The organism is Pseudomonas azerbaijanoccidentalis (assembly GCF_019145495.1).
In the GTDB taxonomy this organism is placed as follows: domain Bacteria; phylum Pseudomonadota; class Gammaproteobacteria; order Pseudomonadales; family Pseudomonadaceae; genus Aquipseudomonas; species Aquipseudomonas azerbaijanoccidentalis.
Window position 1 is genome coordinate 465734 of sequence record NZ_JAHSTU010000002.1, and the last position, 19643, is coordinate 485376.

At 57.7% G+C, this 19643-nt stretch carries 17 protein-coding genes; 9 read left to right on the forward strand and 8 right to left on the reverse strand.

Annotation, left to right across the window (positions count from 1 at the left end):
* Positions 1 to 62: 62 nt before the first annotated feature.
* The 5 genes from KVG88_RS08670 to KVG88_RS08690 form a co-directional block, all read right to left on the reverse strand.
* A complete protein-coding gene (locus tag KVG88_RS08670) occupies positions 63 to 551 on the reverse strand; it encodes a CS1 type fimbrial major subunit (RefSeq protein WP_217871097.1) in 489 nt (162 codons plus the stop codon).
* A gap of 76 nt (positions 552 to 627) precedes the next feature.
* The gene (locus KVG88_RS08675) at positions 628 to 1368 is read right to left on the reverse strand and encodes a molecular chaperone (RefSeq protein WP_217871098.1); all 741 of its coding nucleotides are present in this window, start codon (positions 1366 to 1368) and stop codon (positions 628 to 630) included.
* Between the two features lie 53 nt (positions 1369 to 1421).
* Positions 1422 to 2654 (reverse strand): hypothetical protein, encoded by a 1233-nt coding sequence (locus KVG88_RS08680; RefSeq protein WP_217871318.1) that lies wholly within the window; start codon positions 2652 to 2654, stop codon positions 1422 to 1424.
* A gap of 71 nt (positions 2655 to 2725) precedes the next feature.
* Entirely contained in the window at positions 2726 to 5248 is a 2523-nt protein-coding gene (locus tag KVG88_RS08685; RefSeq protein ID WP_217871099.1) for a CS1-pili formation C-terminal domain-containing protein, read from the reverse strand.
* A gap of 120 nt (positions 5249 to 5368) precedes the next feature.
* The gene (locus tag KVG88_RS08690) at positions 5369 to 5848 is read right to left on the reverse strand and encodes a CS1 type fimbrial major subunit (protein WP_217871100.1); all 480 of its coding nucleotides are present in this window, start codon (positions 5846 to 5848) and stop codon (positions 5369 to 5371) included.
* A gap of 418 nt (positions 5849 to 6266) precedes the next feature.
* Here KVG88_RS08690 and KVG88_RS08695 point away from each other — a divergent pair, with 418 nt between their 5' ends.
* Together KVG88_RS08695 and KVG88_RS08700 are read left to right on the forward strand one after the other, a co-directional pair.
* Entirely contained in the window at positions 6267 to 6845 is a 579-nt protein-coding gene (locus tag KVG88_RS08695) for a PadR family transcriptional regulator (RefSeq protein ID WP_217871101.1), read from the forward strand.
* The gene (locus tag KVG88_RS08700; RefSeq protein WP_217871102.1) at positions 6838 to 7623 is read left to right on the forward strand and encodes a siderophore-interacting protein; all 786 of its coding nucleotides are present in this window, start codon (positions 6838 to 6840) and stop codon (positions 7621 to 7623) included. The genes KVG88_RS08695 and KVG88_RS08700 overlap by 8 nt, the downstream gene beginning before the upstream one ends.
* A gap of 159 nt (positions 7624 to 7782) precedes the next feature.
* Here the strand turns inward: KVG88_RS08700 and KVG88_RS08705 are convergent, their stop codons facing one another.
* Both KVG88_RS08705 and KVG88_RS08710 read right to left on the reverse strand, forming a co-directional pair.
* Positions 7783 to 8427, reverse strand: coding sequence for a Pr6Pr family membrane protein (locus KVG88_RS08705; RefSeq protein ID WP_217871103.1), 645 nt, complete (start codon positions 8425 to 8427; stop codon positions 7783 to 7785).
* The gene (locus KVG88_RS08710; RefSeq protein WP_056855216.1) at positions 8428 to 8658 is read right to left on the reverse strand and encodes a VF530 family protein; all 231 of its coding nucleotides are present in this window, start codon (positions 8656 to 8658) and stop codon (positions 8428 to 8430) included.
* A gap of 254 nt (positions 8659 to 8912) precedes the next feature.
* On the opposite strand from KVG88_RS08710, the gene KVG88_RS08715 reads away from it, so the two are divergent.
* Positions 8913 to 10295 carry a carbohydrate porin gene (locus tag KVG88_RS08715; RefSeq protein ID WP_217871104.1) on the forward strand — a complete coding sequence of 461 codons (1383 nt, stop codon included), beginning with the start codon at positions 8913 to 8915 and terminating at the stop codon, positions 10293 to 10295.
* 142 nt (positions 10296 to 10437) lie between these two features.
* Positions 10438 to 12846, forward strand: coding sequence for a glucose/quinate/shikimate family membrane-bound PQQ-dependent dehydrogenase (locus KVG88_RS08720; RefSeq protein ID WP_150701985.1), 2409 nt, complete (start codon positions 10438 to 10440; stop codon positions 12844 to 12846).
* An 83-nt stretch (positions 12847 to 12929) separates the two neighbouring features.
* Here KVG88_RS08720 and KVG88_RS08725 read toward each other — a convergent pair whose 3' ends face one another.
* Positions 12930 to 13811 carry an RHS repeat-associated core domain-containing protein gene (locus tag KVG88_RS08725; protein ID WP_217871105.1) on the reverse strand — a complete coding sequence of 294 codons (882 nt, stop codon included), beginning with the start codon at positions 13809 to 13811 and terminating at the stop codon, positions 12930 to 12932.
* 272 nt (positions 13812 to 14083) lie between these two features.
* On the opposite strand from KVG88_RS08725, the gene lon reads away from it, so the two are divergent.
* The 5 genes from lon to cmoB all read left to right on the forward strand — a co-directional run bounded on the left by lon (position 14084) and on the right by cmoB (position 19598).
* Positions 14084 to 16501 (forward strand): endopeptidase La, encoded by a 2418-nt coding sequence (lon, locus tag KVG88_RS08730; protein ID WP_225933909.1) that lies wholly within the window; start codon positions 14084 to 14086, stop codon positions 16499 to 16501.
* 198 nt (positions 16502 to 16699) lie between these two features.
* On the forward strand, positions 16700 to 17092 hold the full coding sequence (locus tag KVG88_RS08735; RefSeq protein WP_150701983.1) for a protease inhibitor I42 family protein: 393 nt from the start codon (positions 16700 to 16702) through the stop codon (positions 17090 to 17092).
* Positions 17093 to 17094: 2 nt separating this feature from the next.
* Entirely contained in the window at positions 17095 to 17739 is a 645-nt protein-coding gene (locus tag KVG88_RS08740; RefSeq protein WP_217871106.1) for a lysoplasmalogenase, read from the forward strand.
* Between the two features lie 126 nt (positions 17740 to 17865).
* Entirely contained in the window at positions 17866 to 18645 is a 780-nt protein-coding gene (cmoA, locus tag KVG88_RS08745; RefSeq protein WP_217871320.1) for a carboxy-S-adenosyl-L-methionine synthase CmoA, read from the forward strand.
* Entirely contained in the window at positions 18642 to 19598 is a 957-nt protein-coding gene (cmoB, locus tag KVG88_RS08750) for a tRNA 5-methoxyuridine(34)/uridine 5-oxyacetic acid(34) synthase CmoB (protein WP_217871107.1), read from the forward strand. Before cmoA ends, cmoB begins: the two co-directional genes overlap by 4 nt.
* The last annotated feature ends 45 nt before the right edge of the window (positions 19599 to 19643 follow it).

The following is a 19643-nucleotide window of genomic DNA, read 5'->3' on the forward strand; positions in this document are numbered from 1 at the left end:
TTAAATTAACCTGAACTGTTATTGAGACGGCAACAAAATCCATATATTGCCTCCGATCGAAATCAAGGAGCGCTCGCTTCAAAGATCATATGCACGCTGCCGTAGTACTCACCGGGCTTGTAACCGTCGTCCGGCTTGACTGCCGCGATCACCAGTTCCACGCGCTTACCGGTTTTGCCATCCATTTCCGAAATGACGGGTGCATCAAGTACCGAGAGTTTTACCCGGTTGAACTGAACGTCCAAGGCAATGTTGTCTACGTGTCTGCCATTGCTCAAATAAGGCACTTCACTTAATCGCGCAGTGATCTCGCCATTGCTGTTTTTGACATCGAATTGTTTACGCAGCGAACTTAGTTCCTGCGCATTCAAGTCCCAAGTCAGTTTCTGCTCCCTTCCAATCCAGTCCGGATCAACCGGCAACACATAGAATTCCGCGGTCGGGATGGTGATTGAGACTTCAAAGGTTTCTCGCTCGACGAGGGCATATGCACAAACGCTGCCCAACGTCAGCGCCACCATCGAAACAAGGGTCATTATTTTCTTAAACATGCGTCATCACCTGTTTGCACTGCACGCAATTAAAAAGGCTGTAAGCCGCAACGCAACTTCCGCCCAAAGCTCAGCGTTATCCCTTTACGTCCAGTTTCGTGGCTTTTGTCCCTTCGACCATGGTGAAACGGTATTCACGGCCTGCCTGCTTATCGAACTTGAATGTTCGACCGGCCAGAATGTGGTGCTTGGTAACCGGATGACATTCCTGTTCGTTCCTGGTTGAACAATTCTTGAACTCATCGATCACCACCACGGTATTGCCGTTATTACGGATGCGGTACTGGCTGACGTCGTTCTCGATCACACTGTCGTAACGAGTCTCTTTGGGGCGTACGAAAAATACAGTGCCGTACCCGGCCAGCACGTTTACCCCTGCCGACAGGCTTTTCTTGTAGTCTTCACGCTCTTCGGCAGACACGGCAAACTCATCTTCCTTCTCCGGCACCACAGGCACGTAGCGCACGCGGAAGTAACGTTCTTTTTCACGCTCCCCCATGTACAACAACCGCGAACCCTGCATGCCGTTGGCCGGCACGATCAAACGCGCGGGGCTGGCCATCAAGCCATTGCGCGAAGTGCCGTCTGCCTGGTTCTCCAGGGGAATTTCCCGGGCCTTGCCATCGGCGTCGTAGATGATTTCGAGAATGTTGATCTTGACGAAAGCGGTGCTGTCACCGCCGTTGAATACACGCTTCAAATAAGTACTTTTATCGCCATCCAGATAGTCGTAAACAACGCCGACATTGATTTGCGGCCCGGCCAGAGCAGCATGGGAGAACAGAGAAAAACCAAACAGTGCCAACAGACGTTTCATGACGCATCACCTCAATAAATAAAACAGTCGAACCGGGCCAATCGCCACGCGGTTCAAACCTCCGAATCCCAAATCACCGTGACATCACCCGAGTAAGTCTTGGTTACGCCGTCGCTCAGCATCGACTCGACGTGTTCGCGGGCAATTTCAAAGTGAAGGGTTCCCGGCTTGCGATCGAGATAGAAACCGGGTTGAAAAAGCTCGGTGCCACTACCATCCAGGTGCAAGGGGCGACGCTGGACAGCCTGGCCCGCGGCATCGGTCAGCCCATACGGCAGGCTCACACTGGTGTTGAGCGGTACCAGATGCGCGGACTCAGTGTCACGAAACCCGCAGGTATTACCCGCCAGGTATTGGCATTCGAGCTGCATCTTGAATCGTGATGAGGCCGAAACATTAAAGGTCTGGTCCCGGTACAACCGAGTCGGCTTTCGCCCTTGATTGAGCCAGGCCTGCCAACCGCCTTGAGGCTCCAGTTCGATTCGATTACCACCGGGTGGAATTTCAATTTTTAGTGTGTGCTGAACGTCCAAGGTGAAGTTAAGCGTCAGGCTGTTGTCATTGGGCAGCATGTTGTCGCCCATATCAAAATCGCCATGGGGTCCAACCTGATAGGTCACACTTCCGGTATAGATTCCTTGACTCATCTTCAGCGGTTCGGGAGTTTCGAGTTCGTAACCCATGTCAAAGCGCAAGTACTCGAAACCGGGAATGGCATACGCTGCCGTTTTTGCACAGGTGCCGACAACCGAAGTCAGCCAGAACGTATTGTACTCCCGCTCATTGTACGTACTTGTACCACTCGCCCTACACGGAGATGGCGCTTGATACCAAGGCTGCCCCGACCATAAAATACTGTGGGTACTATCTTCGCGCCCAACTAAATTACTGGGCGTATCACTGAGTCTGTATCGAGTGCCAAAACCAGCAACACGCACTTTCATTTCTGCAGTTTCGTTAGACGAACCACCTCCAGAAACCTTGGTAACCGTGAATGTTTTCCAGTCAGCTGGAACTTTGAACATTGCCCCTTGCCGTGGATCTGTGTGCCGCGCTGGAATCGGATAACTCGAACTAAACGTCAGCGGCGTAGTTAAACTGAAGAGTTTGTCCCAATCACATGTAAGAGGATAATCTGCACAATACCCGGAAGATGGTGTCGTATTGATAAATTTATTGACCAACGGATTAGCCGGATCAGGACTGAACCTGGCCTGAATATCCATCGATGCAGCGCCCGCGAACAAAGGCGCCGTACTGATAGTCCAGAACAAAAAATAACCCATCGCTTTTTTTATGGCATACACCGCATTCATATTGATAGACACAAAACTTCCTCTAGAGCCTTGAGGGCCACTTAACCCGCCGTCTCGGGATTGCCAGCGGCATCCGCCAACGTATCCGGCGTACAACGCAAACTCCCAATCATCAGCACATCGTTTTCGCGACGTGAGTTGTCCGGATCGAGACGGAACTGGCAGAGCAACTGATTGCCGGAGCGAACTTCCAGGGTTGGCGAGCCGGCATTCATTTCCATCGAGAAGAAACCGTCGGCTTCACTGATGCCTCGACTGGCGTGGTTAATGATGTGATGCCCCTTGAGCGGCTTGCCCTGAGGGTCGACCAAGCGTCCGAGCACGGTGACGGTTTTGCTGACGGTCACTTTGCGGTAATCCACGCCGCCCTTGTTCAGGTGATAGTTGGAGCGGGCCGGCTGAATGCTCGCGGCCGGCACGTGGTTGCCCTCGAAGTCGAAGCTGACCGAGCCGCTTTTATAGGCGGTGATCGGCACGAAATTGCGCCCCAGTCGCAGCACCGCGCTGCCGCCGCTCAAATCGTCGGCCCGCAGGGCAATGCCATCGATGTCTGATTCGACATCGATGATCATCCCGGCACCATCGCGGTGGTGCTGACTGGTCATGACCATTTTTCGTGCGCCGACAGCGACGGTGCTGTCCAGATTGAGCGCGCCGCTCAAGTTGTTGTTGAATGAAGAACGCTGAATGAAACCGTCGCCATTGACCAGGTCGGACTGCGCCGTCGCCATGGCTGACAGTCCCAGCCCGTAGGTATCTGTGGTAGCCGTGGCCGAAACGCTTTGCAGCACATGCTCCTGAAGCACCTTGCGATAAGTCAGCGAGGCATTGTTATCGCGACCACCCTGCCTGTCTGTGCGCGAACCGAGGCTGCCGGACAGTTGTTCTCCCGGCCCGCCGAGTGCGATGTTGAGGCTCAAATCGACGCCACGATTGCGGTGCTCGCCGGAACTGAAACTGCCCGGCCGATCAAACAGGGACAGGCGCCAGTTGGCGTCGCTGCCAAACAACTCGGTGCGCTGGGTCCACCCCAGATCGATGCCGGTGCCTTGGGTATTGCCCTGGCTATGTGAAACCCGGGCGCTCATTGAGTTTTTTTGGGTGAATCGATGGTTGAGTGACAGCGAGGACTGACTGGTCTGGCCAACAAACACATTGCGCTGACGCACATGCGTGCCGTCGGGGAGCGTGTCGTAAAGGCGCGTGGTGTCGAGCCAGCTGCGGTTATGACTGGCTACCACGCTGCCCTTTCCATAGGAGTACACACCTTGCACATCAAGGCCGGTACCGTAGTTTTCGGTCTGATAGACGTTGGCAAACACACTGGCCTTATCGAGGACAGTCCAGTCGACCGAAGAGCCATATTGCAAGGTATCGCGCACCTGTCGAGCACTCATGCCAAGGATCACTCGAGGGTGCAACAGGTAGTTGAACGCGGCGCCGGCCGTCATATCGCCGTTGTCCTGCTCTTCCCAATTGCTCAGCAGTTTTGACTCACGCCCGGCAAACACGTTGTAGCGCCAGCGTTCGTCGTGATGGCGCCAGTTGCTCGGTTTGTAGATCAGCTCTTGGGTGCTGGAGGTGATTTTGCCGTCTTCAATCAGGCGCACTTCCACTTCATAGATACCGCCAGGCAGAGGTCGGGTATCAAGCGTCTGCAAGCCGGCGGGCACAGCTTGTGAGTTGATCAGCAAACCGTTGCGGTAGATCTCCACCGATCCCTGGCGATTGGCCGTGACGTAAATGGGGTAAATTGCTGGTTTAGGATTGTTGATGACCAGACTGTCGGAGCTGCCATACATGACGCCCAATGCTGTATCGGGGCCGGCGCCGAATGATCGAGGTTGGCGGATCAGGCCTTCGGAAGCGGCAGTGAAGTAACCGAGGCGCAAAAAGCTGCCCTGCAGTTCACGCTGGGTGTAAAGACCGTGAACGGCGTGGTAAAGCGTGTCGTCTACACCACCCGTGCGGGATAATTGTACGTTGGCCATCTGGGTCCAGTTGCCCAGGCTACTGCTGGCTTCCAAGCCGTATCGCCCGCCAAGATCCTGATCTTGCCCGCCATTGAGGTTCACTTGATTACGCACGATAAGACCACTGCTACCGCCGTCGGGCAGTTCGTGATAACGCTGAACCTGGTCGTCGTGTTCGGCTTTCTCCGTGAGGATCGAGACCAGGGAATTTTCGAGGCTGTAATGCACGGCCAGCAATTGTTCCGGGCATTGTTCCTGACAGCTGCCCAGTAAAATGCCCTGCTTCAGATAACTCGACCAGAGGTCTCTCTGATCGGGTTTTATGCGGCTGTCGCCGACGTCAGTAAAGTCCAAAAGGGTGACGCGATCATCGCGGCTTAACACCACCATCGCCTCACCGATAAACTGTTGATCAAGTTCCACGCGCACGGCCAACGGCACATCAAAGAAATGCTCTTCGAATTCGGCCGGCAACCCCTTGGCCTGGGCCAGCAAATTTCGAGGGGTATGATCGTTGTCCGCTGGCGCTGCAAAGGCGCTTGCGCACAAAACACAGGCGAGCGCTGCCGCGATGGGGGTCATCGGGAACATGAAAGAATTACTCTGAATATAAAAAGATAAAAACTCGATCGACGAGAAAAAAACGGCTCATCGATCGACAACAGCAAAAAACAAGTGCCGTTTTTAGTTCAAAACAATTCAGCGAGTGACTTACGGCATCGCATCAAAAACAACTACCGGCGTTGCAGTATATTGTCCGTGATTTCCGGCAGTCGGTTTGGCGGCGGCTATCACCAGTTCGGCCTGCGTACCAGGCAAAGCTACGGCTGCACTCACAACTTCCTTGGAAGTTTCGGTCAGGGTTACGCCGTTGAACGTATAGGTCAGGGCAATCGAATCAGAGCCATTGAACAGAGGCTGTGGGCCACCCTCCACATAGGCGCCCACTGCACCGCCAGTGTGTTTCACATCGTACACTGCGCGCAGCGAACTCAACGTGCCATCCACCAGGTGATACGCCATTTTTTCGTCTTTACCGAAGTTCGGATCCCTCGGTTGAGCGTGGAAAATGTTACTTGGAATAGTCGCACTGATATTGATGGAGCTGCGAGACTCTTCGCCGGCAGACACGAAAGATGAACTGATTGCCAACAGGGCTACAGGCACAGCAATGGCGATTTTCTTGAACATATTTTTAGACCTTTTCTCTAAGAAAATTACAGGCAATTAAAAATCCGGCAGAGCCCACAAACCTTCTATCCACACAGATATAAAATTTGCGACTTATTATTTGACCCGACTTTTAACGGCGCTGATGTTCTAGCAATAAACAAGAAAAGTATGTAGGAAGTTTCTTAGGAGCCTGTAGTTAATGCAAACCGAACTGTAACGATTAATTGATAAACACAAAGATCCTACAAGATGTTTTCGGAAATCCTAAAAACCAAAACTACAAAGAGTAATTTATTTAAAAGTTAAAGCCGCATTCATGCCGACGATAGGGCTCGGGATTTTTGGGTACCTGAACTCGGACCGTTGGTCGCCCTCGCTTGCACGACACGCAAGATATATCTTAAGTTGTATCTAAACACGACGAGAGAAAGAGACAATGAGAGACCATCATTCCCCCCACCGCGAACACGGCGACGGTCGCGACGGCTTCGAAAAACGCCCCGGCCGTGAACGGGGTGGCCGCGGACCGCGGGTATTCGCCCCAGGCGATCTGAAACTGTTGCTGCTGGCGTTGATCGCTGAACAGCCCTGCCACGGCTACGACTTGATTCGCCAGATCGAAGGCATGTTCGACGGCGCGTACAGCCCCAGCCCCGGGGTTATCTATCCCACCCTGACGTTCCTCGAAGAGAGCGAGATGATTCTGGGCGATGCCGAAGGCGGCAAAAAACGCTACAGCGTGACCGACGCCGGGCGCCACTCCCTCGCTGAACAAGCCGTCGCGCTGGAAGGTGTGCGAGTGCGCATCGACGTCAGCAAGCGCTCGCTGCGCGGCCATGATCGCCCGGCAGAAATTCACGAAGCGGTGCATAACTTGCGTCATGCCCTGCAACTGCACCATGGCCGTTGGAGCCCGGAAGAAATCCAGCGCGTGGCCACCCTGCTCAACAACACTGCCAAAGCCATTGTCGACGGCCCAGCCGTTGCGGCTGCCCAGGAGAAAGCGAATGACTGAAGTGAACACCCAAACCATTCACCGCGTCATGCACGAGATCAAACGCCGTCGCCTTGAGGTCCTGCGCGTCGTCGACCTGACCCCGCGCATGCGTCGGATCACCCTCGGTGGGCCGGAGCTGGCGGGCTTCGTCAGCCTCGGTACGGACGACCACGTCAAACTGCTGTTCCCGCAAAATGCCGAGCAAGCGGCTGCACTGGATAACCTGGTACTGGGCGCAGGCAAGGACGACGGCCCGAAGCCGGCCATGCGTGACTACACCCCGCGTCGCTATGACCTGGAAACCCTGGAACTGGACATCGATTTTGTCCTGCACGGCGATGGCCCAGCCTCGACGTGGGCCGAGCAGGCCAAACCCGGGCAGTTCCTGCACATCGGCGGGCCGCGGGGTTCGATGATCGTGCCGGACATCTTCGACAGCTATCTGCTGATCGGCGACGAAACCGCCCTGCCCGCCATCGCCCGACGCCTCGAAGGCCTGGCTGCCAATCGCCGTGCACTGGTGATTGTGGAAGTGGAAAACGGCAAGGAACAGCAAGTGCTGCACAGCGCGGCCGAGGTCAATGTGATCTGGGTTTTGCGTGAAGGTGGCAAGGATCATTTGCTGAACACCGTGCGCCAGATCAAGGTGCCGGACGGCAGCCTGTACGCGTGGGTGGCGACCGAGAGCAAGGTGTCACGGCAAATCCGCCGGGTGTTGCTCGATGAGCATGGGCTGGACGATCAATTCGTCAAAGCCGCGGGCTATTGGAAGCTGGGAGACACAGAAGAGGAATAACCTGCAGCCTTCGTAGCAGCTGGCGCAGCCTGCGTTCGGCGGCGCAGCCGTCGTAAACCCTGCTTGCAAGATCGACCTGACACACCTCAGTGCCTGATTTCACGACGGCTGCGCCGCCAAACGCTGGCTGCGCCAGCTGCTACAAAACTCAAACTGTGTTCACTGGCACCTCGCGCGCCAACGATCTAACCCGATCACCACTAATCCAATCACCACAAACCCCACCAACACACCCGCCGCATTGATGAACACTTGCGCATACCCCAGCATGTTCACGTTCAGGAACCAATAGGGATAAGCGCTCAGCAAGTGCCCACGCAGAAGTGCATAGGCGAAGTAGATACACGGATAAATCAGCCACAGCGACAAATGCTTGAAGCGCAGCGTGCCCTTGGGGACGCAGAACCACCAGTACACCAGAAACAGCAGCGGCATCACATCGTGCAACAGTTCATCGGCAACCACCTGCCAGCCTTCCGGATGAAACATCCGTCGCAACAACAAGCTGTAAGCCAGGCTGACCAACACAATGCTCACCGTAATACCGCTAGTCACCCACGGCTGCAAAAACCAGCGCCGCGCAGCCGACTCGCGGTGGGTCGCAGCGCAGGTCAACACCACGACGACCAGCATATTGGTCAGCACGGTGAAGTAGCTGAAGAAACTCATCAGCCCGCCCAACAGGCTGCCGCCGCTACTCCAGCGAAAGTAAAGAACCAGGTACATCTGGATGCTCAAGGCGGTCCAGCCAAGCACCGCTGCCAGGCAGATCAGACGCCGCCGCAAACCAACATCCGTTGCCATTCAGAGCGGTCGCTTGGTGCGCATCAACTTCACATACAAGCGCTCGACCTTCTCCCGCGCCCATGGCGTTTTACGCAGGAACGTCAGGCTGGACTTGATGCTCGGATCACTCTTGAAGCAGCGGATATCAATGCGCTCGGCCAGCCCCGACCATTCGTAGTGCTCGACCAGAGCATTGAGGATTTGCTCCAGGGTGACGCCGTGCAGCGGGTCGTTGTTCTGTTCGGTCATGCCGGGCCTTTCGCGATGTTGGAATGAGGAAGCCGCGCACCTTACGTTAAATGTAGGTGAAACGGAAAAGATCGCAGGCTGCGACATTTCGTGGACTGTTACCAAATACGAAAAGATGCTTGTCAGTAAAAGCCCTTTCTCTATTTGTAACAGAACATTATCCTTGCGCCCGTTCTAGCTGAAACGCTTCTGCTCAGCCGCATCACCTCTGCTGTTTCCGTTCATCCCCAGAAAAAGATCAAGAATTTCCTTCTATGCCTGATTTCCCATTCTTGCAAGACAGCGCTGTCTCCCTGCCGATCGCCAGCCGAAAAGCCCTGAAAGTCCTTGCTGGTTTCACCGCGCTGGGCCTTGCCACTTGCACCCAGGCCGCCCCGGCTTTCGATAGCGATTCACCGTGGATGCTCGGCGACTGGAACGGCACTCGTACAGAACTCGCGGAAAAAGGCTACGACTTCAAAGTCGATTACACCGGTGAAATGGGCAGCAACCTGCATGGCGGTTACGACCACGATCGCACCGCGCGCTACAGCGATCAGTTTGCGCTGGGCAGCCATCTGGACTTGCAGAAGATCCTCGGCTGGAATGACGCCGAATTTCAGCTGACCATCACTGAACGCAGCGGCAACAACATCAGCAACGACCGCATCAACGATCCTCGCGTCGGCGGCTTCACCTCGGCCCAGGAAGTCTGGGGCCGTGGCCAGACATGGCGCCTGACGCAGATGTGGTATCAGCAGAAATTCTTCGACCAAAAGCTCGACATCAAGGTCGGCCGTTTCGGCGAAGGCGAAGACTTCAACAGCTTCCCCTGCGACTTCCAGAACCTGGCGTTCTGCGGTTCTCAGGTCGGCAACTGGGTCGGCGGTATCTGGTACAACTGGCCGGTCAGCCAGTGGGCAATGCGGGTTAAATATCACCTGACGCCGGAGCTGTACGCGCAGGTCGGCGTGTACGAGCAAAACCCGTCGAACCTTGATCGCGACAACGGCTTCAAACTCAGCGGCAGCGGCACCCAGGGTGCAATACTGCCGGTGGAGCTGGTGTGGTCGCCCAAGCTCAACGGCCTGCCCGGCGAATACCGCGCCGGTTACTACTACAGCAACGCCAACGCCACCGATGCGTACAAAGACAGCAACGGCCAGCCCGCCGCCCTGAGTGGCGAGGCCTACCGCAGCGCATCGAGCAAACACGGCGTGTGGCTCGGCATTCAGCAGCAAATCACCAGCATCGCCAGCGACCATTCCCGCGGGCTGAGCGTGTTCGCCAACGGCACGATGCACGACAAGAAAACCAACGCCATCGACAACTACGTGCAGGCTGGCGTCGTCTACAAAGGCCTGTTCGACGCCCGCGCCAAGGACGACATCGGCTTTGCCATGGCTCGCGTGCACGTCAACCCGGCCTATCGCAAGAATGCCGAAGCGAGCAATCAGGCTCACGCCGTGTTCGACTACGACGATCCGTCCTACCTGCCACCGCAGGACACCGAATACAGCGCCGAACTCTATTACGGCGTGCACGTCGCGAATTGGCTGACCGTGCGCCCGAACCTGCAATACATCCGCCACCCCGGTGGCGTGAACGAGGTCGATGACGCACTGATCGGCGGGATCAAGATCCAGTCCTCTTTCTAACGCACAAATCTCGTAGGAGCCGGCTTGCTGGCTACTACAAGGATTTTCACCGAACTGTTTTTATCTGAACCCTGCCCGCACACGATCGTCATCTACAGTGAACATGCGCGGGACTACTTGAAACGTCACGGAGAACCACACTATGAGCACTGATGGTGCTTTGAGTCGAAGCCGTCTGCTGCCGAGCCTGCTCGGCATTCTGCTTCTGCTAATGGGCCTGGCCATGCTGGCCGGGGGGATCAAGCTGAGCATGCTCGGCGGCTCGCTGTATTACCTGCTGGCCGGCATCGGCCTTGCGCTGACCGGCATCCTGCTGTTGATGGCACGCCGCGCTGCTCTGGGCCTGTACGCCTTGGTGCTGTTCGCCAGCACCGTGTGGGCATTGTGGGAAGTCGGCCTCGACTGGTGGCAACTGGTGCCGCGTCTGGCGATGTTGTTTGCACTGGGCATCGTCATGTTGCTGCCGTGGTTCCGCCGTCCGTTGCTGCGCGATGGCGCAGCCCCGATGGGCACTGGCGCGCTCGGCGTGGCCGTGGTGCTCGCGGGTGTTACGGCGCTGGCCAGCCAGTTCACCAACCCGGGTGAAATCAAGGGCCAACTGGATCGCGACAGCGTCGATGGCATGACCAACACCGCACCGGCCATGCCGGACGGTGACTGGAACTCCTACGGACGCAGCGCCCACGGCGACCGTTACTCGCCACTGACGCAGATCACCCCGCAGAATGCGCACAAGCTGGTTGAGGCTTGGAGCTATCGCACCGGCGACCTGCCTGGGCCGAATGATCCGGGCGAAACCACTGCCGAAAACACCCCGCTGAAAGTCAACGGCATGCTCTACGTGTGCACGCCGCACAGCCAGGTGATTGCACTGGACCCGGACACCGGCAAGGAAATCTGGCGTTTCGATCCGAAGCTCTCCACGCAGAACGCGGCGAACTTCAAGGGTTGGGCGCACATGACCTGCCGTGGCGTGACCTATCACGATGACGCGGTGTACGCCACCGAACAGAGCCCGACCGGCAGCGCCAGCGCTCCGGTGGCCAGTGTCTGCCCGCGCCGGATTTTCCTGCCGACCGCCGACACCCGTCTGATCGCGCTGAACGCCGACACCGGCAAGATGTGTGAAGACTTCGGCGATAAAGGCCAGGTCGACCTGCGCGCCAACATCGGTGGCTTCACCGCCGGCGGTTACTACTCCACCTCGCCTCCAGCGGTCACCAAGGACCTGGTGGTGATTGGCGGTCACGTCACCGACAACGTTTCCACCGACGAGCCAAGCGGCGTGATCCGCGCGTTCGACGTGCACACCGGCAAGCTGGTGTGGAACTGGGACAGCGGCAACCCGGACGACACCACGCCGATTGCCGAAGGCAAGGTCTACACCCGCAACTCGCCGAACATGTGGTCCATGTTCGCCGTCGATGAAAAACTCGGCATGCTTTACCTGCCGATGGGCAACCAGACCCCGGACCAGTTCGGCGGCGCACGCACGCCTGAATCGGAACTGCACGCCGCCGGCCTGACTGCCCTCGACATCGGTACCGGTAAAGTGCGCTGGCACTTCCAGTTCACTCACCATGACCTGTGGGACATGGACGTCGGTGGCCAGCCAACCCTGATGGACCTGAAAACCGCCGACGGCGTCAAGCAAGCAGTATTGGCATCGACCAAGCAAGGCAGCATCTACGTGCTGGACCGCAGCACCGGCCAGGCCATCGTGCCGATCAATGAAGTGCCAGTGCCGCAAGGCGCGGTGGAAGGCGACCACACTTCGCCGACCCAACCGAAATCCGACCTCAACCTGATGCCGCCGCCGCTGCAAGAGCGCGACATGTGGGGCGTTACCCCGTTCGACCAACTGATCTGCCGGATCGACTTCAAATCCATGCGCTACGACGGCCCGTTCACGCCGCCATCGCTGCAGGGTTCGATCGTTTATCCGGGCAACTTCGGTGTGTTCGACTGGGGCGGTATCTCGGTTGACCCGGTGCGTCAGATCGCTTTCGTGAACCCGAGCTACATGGCGTTCAAATCGAAAATGATCCCGGCCGCTGAAATCGCCGCCCAAGGCCCGCGCAAAAGCGAAACCGAAGGCGTGCAGCCGAACAAAGGCGCGCCTTACGGCGTCGTCCTCGAAGCACTGCTGTCGCCGATGGGCCTGCCGTGCCAGGCACCGGCATGGGGCTATGTGGCAGCGGTCGATCTGACCACCCACCAGGTCCTGTGGAAACACAAGAACGGCACCGTGCGCGACAGCTCGCCGGTTCCGATCCCGCTGAGCATGGGCGTGCCTAGCCTGGGCGGCACCTTCACTACCGCCAGTGGCGTCGGTTTCCTCAGTGGCACCCTCGACCAGTACCTGCGCGCCTATGACGTGAAAAACGGCAAGCAGCTGTGGGAAGGCCGCCTGCCGGCCGGCGCGCAAACCACGCCGATGACCTACACCGGCAAGGACGGCAAGCAATACGTGCTGGTCGTTGCCGGCGGCCACGGCTCGCTGGGCACCAAGCAGGGTGACTATGTGATTGCGTACAAACTGTCCGAGTAAGTCGTAACGGCAGTAAAACAAAGGCGACGCCCTCACAGGCGTCGCCTTTTTTGGCTTAAATGTATATGCATTTCGTAGAGCGACTACACGCTCCGTATGTTCCCTGCTTCCGGATCAACTGACGGAGCCTGCCCCCGAAGTTGGCGAACTCTAAGTTTGAATGAGTTGGACAACTTCCCGCCCTTAACGGAAGTAATCAGTTTGTGGGCTACTTTTAGAGACTTACCGGTGCCGATAAGGCCAGCACCGACATTCGAAACTGTCGTTCCTACCGAGTAACCACTGGCTTGTAGCCCCCACCCCGCTGCCGTTGTTACATAGCCGGCACGAGATGCCAGGACCCCGACCCCATACAGTCCTCCCTGTGCAGGTCGAACGAACACTGCATAAGTTTTCCAACCGACCCTCAAGACATTTTGGGCAATTTTCAGCGCACTTAAAATCGACTGAAAAAATTGCCCTGACGGGTCATTGAAATTAATAGGATCACCCTTGCAATAAGCAAAGGCATTAACGCCTCCCCGGCCAAATGGGCTGAGCTGGTCAGGACTGTTAAAGCACATAAGCATCGGGTTGAAGGCACGGCGACCATTGCCAAGCAGATAGTGTCCCATGGCGTTCAGTCGCTCACCATTGAAGGCCAACAGACCGTTCATGCCTACTACAGGATGTCGATACCCATAGGGCATATACCCAAACGGCACATGCTGTGCGTCGTGCACTTCGTTTAACACTGAACGGTTAACATCTGTCACGAGTAAGGTAGTCGACCTGCGACTTGCCTCCAAACGCATCTGAGCATGCAAATAATTCGCGCTGCGAAATATGCTGAAACCTAGAGATCCCTGCACGACAGTGCTGAGCTGATCTTGGCTATAAAAATCCCGCAACGGCGCTTCGCCAAGCAACGTGGTCTCTACAAGCCGATCGAGCGCGTCATAGCACAATGAGGTTTTGATCGACATGACACCACTTTATCGAAATGAGGTGTTCATCATCGACCCAAATATCGATGTGGACAACTAGCAGAACTGATAGGTGTGCCGACGGCCTACGCCTCATTCGATGAGTTCATGCAGTGCCTCCGTCTCGGAGATCATTCTTACCGCTTCCACAATCCAGCTAACCTGAATCCCTGCTGAACATACCTTCGAATTGCCCATTAACCCCAAAGCATCATTGAAACCACCGCCAACCTGCCCCATCTAAGACCCATACCCATTGCGCAGGTGCCCCTATGAGCGACCAGCAGGAATTCCCCGAAGACGCGAGCGAATACGCCGATCCGGACAACGCCCCACACCACTCCACCGGTAAAGGCCTGGCCTTGCCTGGCCAGAACTTGCCGGACAAGGTCTACATCATCCCGATCCATAACCGACCATTTTTCCCGGCGCAAGTGCTGCCGGTGATCGTCAATGAGGAGCCGTGGGCCGAGACCCTCGACCTGGTCGCCAAGTCCGATCACCACTCCCTGGCCCTGTTCTACATGGACACGCCCCAGGAAGACCCGCGCCATTTCGACACGTCCGCGTTGCCGCTATACGGCACGCTGGTCAAGGTGCATCACGCCAGCCGCGAAAACGGCAAACTGCAATTCGTCGCCCAAGGCCTGACCCGCGTCCGCCTTAAAACCTGGCTCAAGCACCATCGCCCGCCGTACCTGGTGGAAGTCGAATACCCGCACCAGCCCACCGAGCCGACCGACGAGGTCAAGGCCTACGGCATGGCGCTGATCAATGCGATCAAGGAACTGTTACCGCTCAATCCGCTGTACAGCGAAGAATTGAAGAACTACCTCAACCGCTTCAGCCCCAACGATCCATCGCCGCTGACCGACTTCGCCGCCGCCCTCACCTCGGCTACCGGCAGCGAGTTGCAGGAAGTGCTCGACTGCGTGCCGATGCTCAAGCGCATGGAAAAAGTCCTGCCGATGCTGCGCAAGGAAGTTGAAGTCGCGCGCCTGCAAAAAGAAATCTCCGCCGAAGTGAACCGCAAGATCGGCGAGCACCAGCGCGAGTTTTTCCTCAAGGAACAACTCAAGGTCATCCAGCAAGAGCTGGGGCTGACCAAGGACGACCGCAGTGCCGACCTCGAACAGTTTGAGCAACGGCTGGTGGGCAAAGTCCTGCCAACGCAGGTGCAGAAACGCCTCGAAGAAGAAATGAACAAGCTGTCGATCCTCGAAACCGGCTCGCCAGAATATGCCGTCACCCGCAACTACATCGACTGGGCGACCTCGGTGCCGTGGGGCGTGTACGGCGAGGACAAACTCGACCTCAAGCACGCGCGCAAGATCTTGGACAAACACCACGCCGGTCTGGACGACATCAAGGACCGCATTCTCGAATTCCTCGCCGTCGGTGCCTATAAAGGCGAGATCAGCGGTTCTATCGTGCTGCTGGTCGGGCCGCCGGGCGTGGGTAAAACCAGTGTCGGCAAATCCATCGCTGAATCCCTGGGCCGGCCGTTCTACCGCTTCAGCCTCGGCGGCATGCGCGACGAAGCCGAAATCAAGGGCCATCGCCGCACTTACATCGGCGCGCAACCGGGCAAACTGGTGCAGGCGTTGAAAGACGTCGAAGTGATGAACCCGGTGATCATGCTCGACGAAATCGACAAAATGGGCCAAAGCTACCAGGGCGACCCGGCCTCGGCGCTGCTGGAAACCCTCGATCCGGAGCAGAACGTCGAGTTCCTCGACCACTACCTCGACTTGCGGATGGACCTGTCGAAAGTCCTGTTCGTCTGCACCGCCAACACCCTGGATTCGATTCCCGGCCCGCTGCTGGACCGGATGGAAGTGATTCGCCTGTCGGGTTACATCACCGAAGAAAAAGTCGCCATCGCCAAGCGTCACCTGTGGCCGAAGCAACTTGAGAAGGCCGGCGTATCGAAAGGCAGCCTGACCATCAGCGACAACGCGCTCAAAGCATTGATCGACGGTTATGCCCGCGAAGCCGGCGTGCGTCAGCTGGAGAAAAACCTCGGCAAACTGGTGCGCAAAGCGGTGATGAAGCTGCTCGAAGAACCGAAGGCCACGATCAAACTCGGCCCGAAAGACCTCGAAACCTCACTCGGAAAACCGGTGTTCCGCAACGAGCAAGTGCTGTCGGGGACCGGCGTGATCACCGGGCTGGCCTGGACCAGCATGGGCGGCGCGACCCTGCCGATCGAAGCGACGCGAATTCACACCCTCAACCGCGGCTTCAAGCTCACCGGGCAATTGGGGGATGTGATGAAAGAGTCGGCCGAGATCGCCTACAGCTACGTCAGCTCCAACCTGAAGTCGTTTGGCGGTGACCCGAAATTCTTCGACGAAGCCTTCGTGCACCTGCACGTTCCGGAAGGCGCCACCCCGAAAGACGGCCCAAGCGCCGGCGTGACCATGGCCAGTGCCCTGCTCTCGCTGGCGCGCAACCAGCCGCCGAAGAAAGGCGTGGCCATGACCGGCGAACTGACGTTGACCGGGCATGTGCTGCCCATTGGCGGTGTGCGTGAAAAGGTCATTGCGGCGCGGCGGCAGAAGATTTTCGAGCTGATTTTGCCAGAGGCCAACCGGGGGAGTTTTGAAGAACTGCCGGAGTATCTGAAGGAAGGGATCACGGTGCATTTCGCCAAGCGCTTTGCGGATGTGGCGAAGGTGCTTTTCTGATGTTCCTGTAGCGCCTCCACTACCGCTATCGCGAGCAGGCTCGCTCCCACAGTGTTTTGTGAACACCGCCGACCACTGTGGGAGCTAGCCTGCTAGCGATGGCGTCCTCCCAGTCACCGCCTCCTTCGGCGGCTGTCACAATTTGTCTCATCTCGGTTATGCTCGCCGTTCGTCGTGAACGCCGGAGCCGCTGACCCCATGTCCCCCACTCGCCTGTTTGTCCCCCTCGCCCTCGCCTTGCTGGCCGCGTGCGCCACGCAACCGAAACACAACGTGACTGTGGAGAAACAAAGCGAATGCCCGGTGAAACTCACCAGTGGGCAAAACCTGATTCTGACCCTGCCAAGCAACCCGACCACGGGTTATCGCTGGTCAATCCAGGATTCGGCCGGTGGCGTGTTGCACGCGTTGGGTCCTGAGGTTTATCGCAACCCGGAAGATGCCGGCATCGTCGGTTCCGCCGGCGTATCGACCTGGCGCTTCCAGGCCTTCGCCGCTGGCAACGGACGTTTGCGCCTGACTTCGCAGCAGCCGTGGGCGCCGGAAGTGCTGCCGGTGGATTCGTTCGACTGCGCCATCTCGGTCAACTGATCGTGGGCTGGCTGATTCTGGCGCTGATGGGCGCAGTGACCTTCCTCTACGGCCTGAGCGTGCATGCCGCGCTGCTCTGCCTGCTGGTCAAACCGCTTCCCGTATTGGCCTTGCTCGGCTGGCTGCACGATGCACCGCCCAGCGAGTATCGACGCTGGATCAGCCTCGGCTTGATTTTCTCCCTGCTCGGCGATGTGTTGCTGGCATGGCCGGGGGATTTGTTTGTGTTTGGCCTGGGCGCATTTCTGGTCGCGCATCTGGCTTATCTCAAGGCCTATCTGAGCGATTGTCGACGCCTGGCCATGCTGCCGCTGGTGCTAGCCCTCAGTGTCGGCGTCATCCTGCTAGGGATTCTGATTTCCAACGGACTCGGCCCATTGCTGGTGCCCGTGATTGTCTATGGCACAGCGATCAGCGCCATGCTCTGGCGTGCACTGGCCCGGCTCGGGACCGATGTGCCCAAGCGTTCGGCGCTATTGGCGGCGGGTGGTGCGGTGGCGTTTGTGTTCTCGGATAGCGTGATTGGCATCAGTCGGTTTGTGATGCCGTTTGAGGCGGCGCCTTATGTGATCATCCTCAGTTATTGGCTGGGGCAGTGGGGTATCACCGCCTCGGCGTTTGCTCAGAATCCGCATTACGCCGATTAAAAGATCGCAGCCTTCGGCAGCTCCTACGGGGAATCGCATTCCAATGTAGGAGCTGCCGAAGGCTGCGATCTTTTGATTTGGCGGTTTATCAGACAACCCGCGCATCCCCGCGCCAACTTGGCTAAAATGCCGGCCTTTTCCACCTACACCGCTGGAACCGCCGTGAGCAAAGAATCCGATCGCCTTTTCGCCCAGCCTTTGGCCCAGGTGCCTGACTTCGCCTTCAATGAGGACGTGGTGCGGGTGTTCCCGGACATGATCAAGCGCTCGGTGCCGGGTTATCCGACCATCGTCGAAAACCTCGGCGTGCTTGCTTCGCAGTTCGCCCAGCCCAACAGCGTGCTGTACGACCTCGGCTCGTCGCTGGGCGCCGTGACCCAGGCCCTGCGCCGTCATGTACGCACCGACGGTTGCCAGGTGATCGCTGTGGATAACTCCGCGGCGATGGTCGAGCGCTGCCGCGAGTACCTCAACGGTCAGGATTCGATGTTCCAGGAGTTGCTGCCGGTTGAAGTGATCGAAGGCGACATCCTCGCCCTCGAATTCAAACCAGCCTCGGTGGTGGCGCTGAACTTCACCCTGCAATTCATCGCCCCTGACCAGCGCACGGCGTTGCTGTCGCGCATCCGTCAGTCGCTGTTGCCCGGCGGAGCGCTGATCCTCTCGGAAAAACTGCGTTTCGAAGACGCGCAGGAACACACGTTGCTCACCGACCTGCACGTCGCCTTCAAACGCGCCAACGGCTACAGCGAACTGGAAATCGCCCAGAAGCGCAGCGCCATCGAAAACGTCATGAAGCCCGACAGCCTCGAAGAACACCGCGAGCGCCTGTTGGCGGCCGGGTTCTCGAAAGTCGTGCTGTGGTTCCAGTGTCTTAACTTTGCCTCGTTGATTGCCTTGCCATGATTGATCTGTCCCCCCTCGCCCGCCGTCTGGCCGGCACGCCGCTGGCCGATTGGGCCAACACCCTGCAGCGTCAACTCGACAAGAAAATGGAAAAGGGCCACGGCGACCTTGAGCGCTGGCAAAGCGCGCTGGACGCCCTGCCGAAGATCCAGCCGAGCGAAATCGATTTGCTTAACGGCCTGACGCTGGACACCGATTGCGACGATGAAACCCGCGCGCAAATGCGCACCGCGCTGATGGGGCTGTCGCCATGGCGCAAAGGGCCGTTCAATCTGTTCGGCGTGCACGTCGACACCGAATGGCGCTCGGACTGGAAATGGTCGCGGGTATCACCGCATCTGAACCTCAAGGGCAAACGCATCCTTGATGTCGGCTGCGGCAACGGCTACTACATGTGGCGCATGCTCGGCGCCGGTGCCGACAGCGTGATCGGCGTCGACCCGAACTGGCTGTTCTTCTGCCAGTTCCAGGCCGTGCAACGCTACCTGTCCGAACCGAATGCCTGGCACCTGCCCTTCCCGTTCGAAGACCTGCCGCCGAATCTCGAAGGGTTCGACACGGTGTTTTCCATGGGCGTGTTCTACCACCGCCGCTCACCGATCGAGCACTTGCTGGCGCTGAAGGATTGCCTGGTCAAGGGCGGTGAGCTGGTACTGGAAACGTTGGTGGTCGAAGGCGACAAGCATCAGGTGCTGATGCCGGAAGACCGTTACGCGCAGATGCGCAACGTGTGGTTCCTGCCATCGGTCCCGGCGCTGGAGTTGTGGCTACGACGTGCCGGGTTCACCGATGTGAAGTGTGTGGACGTGAGCACCACCACGGTCGAGGAACAGCGCGGGACGGAGTGGATGAAGTATCAGTCGCTGAGTGATTTCCTCGATCCGCAAGATCACAGCAAGACCATTGAAGGGCTGCCGGCGCCGATGCGGGCGGTGATCGTCGCTCGCAAGTAAAAAATCAAAATCAAAAGATCGCAGCCTTCGGCAGCTCCTACATTG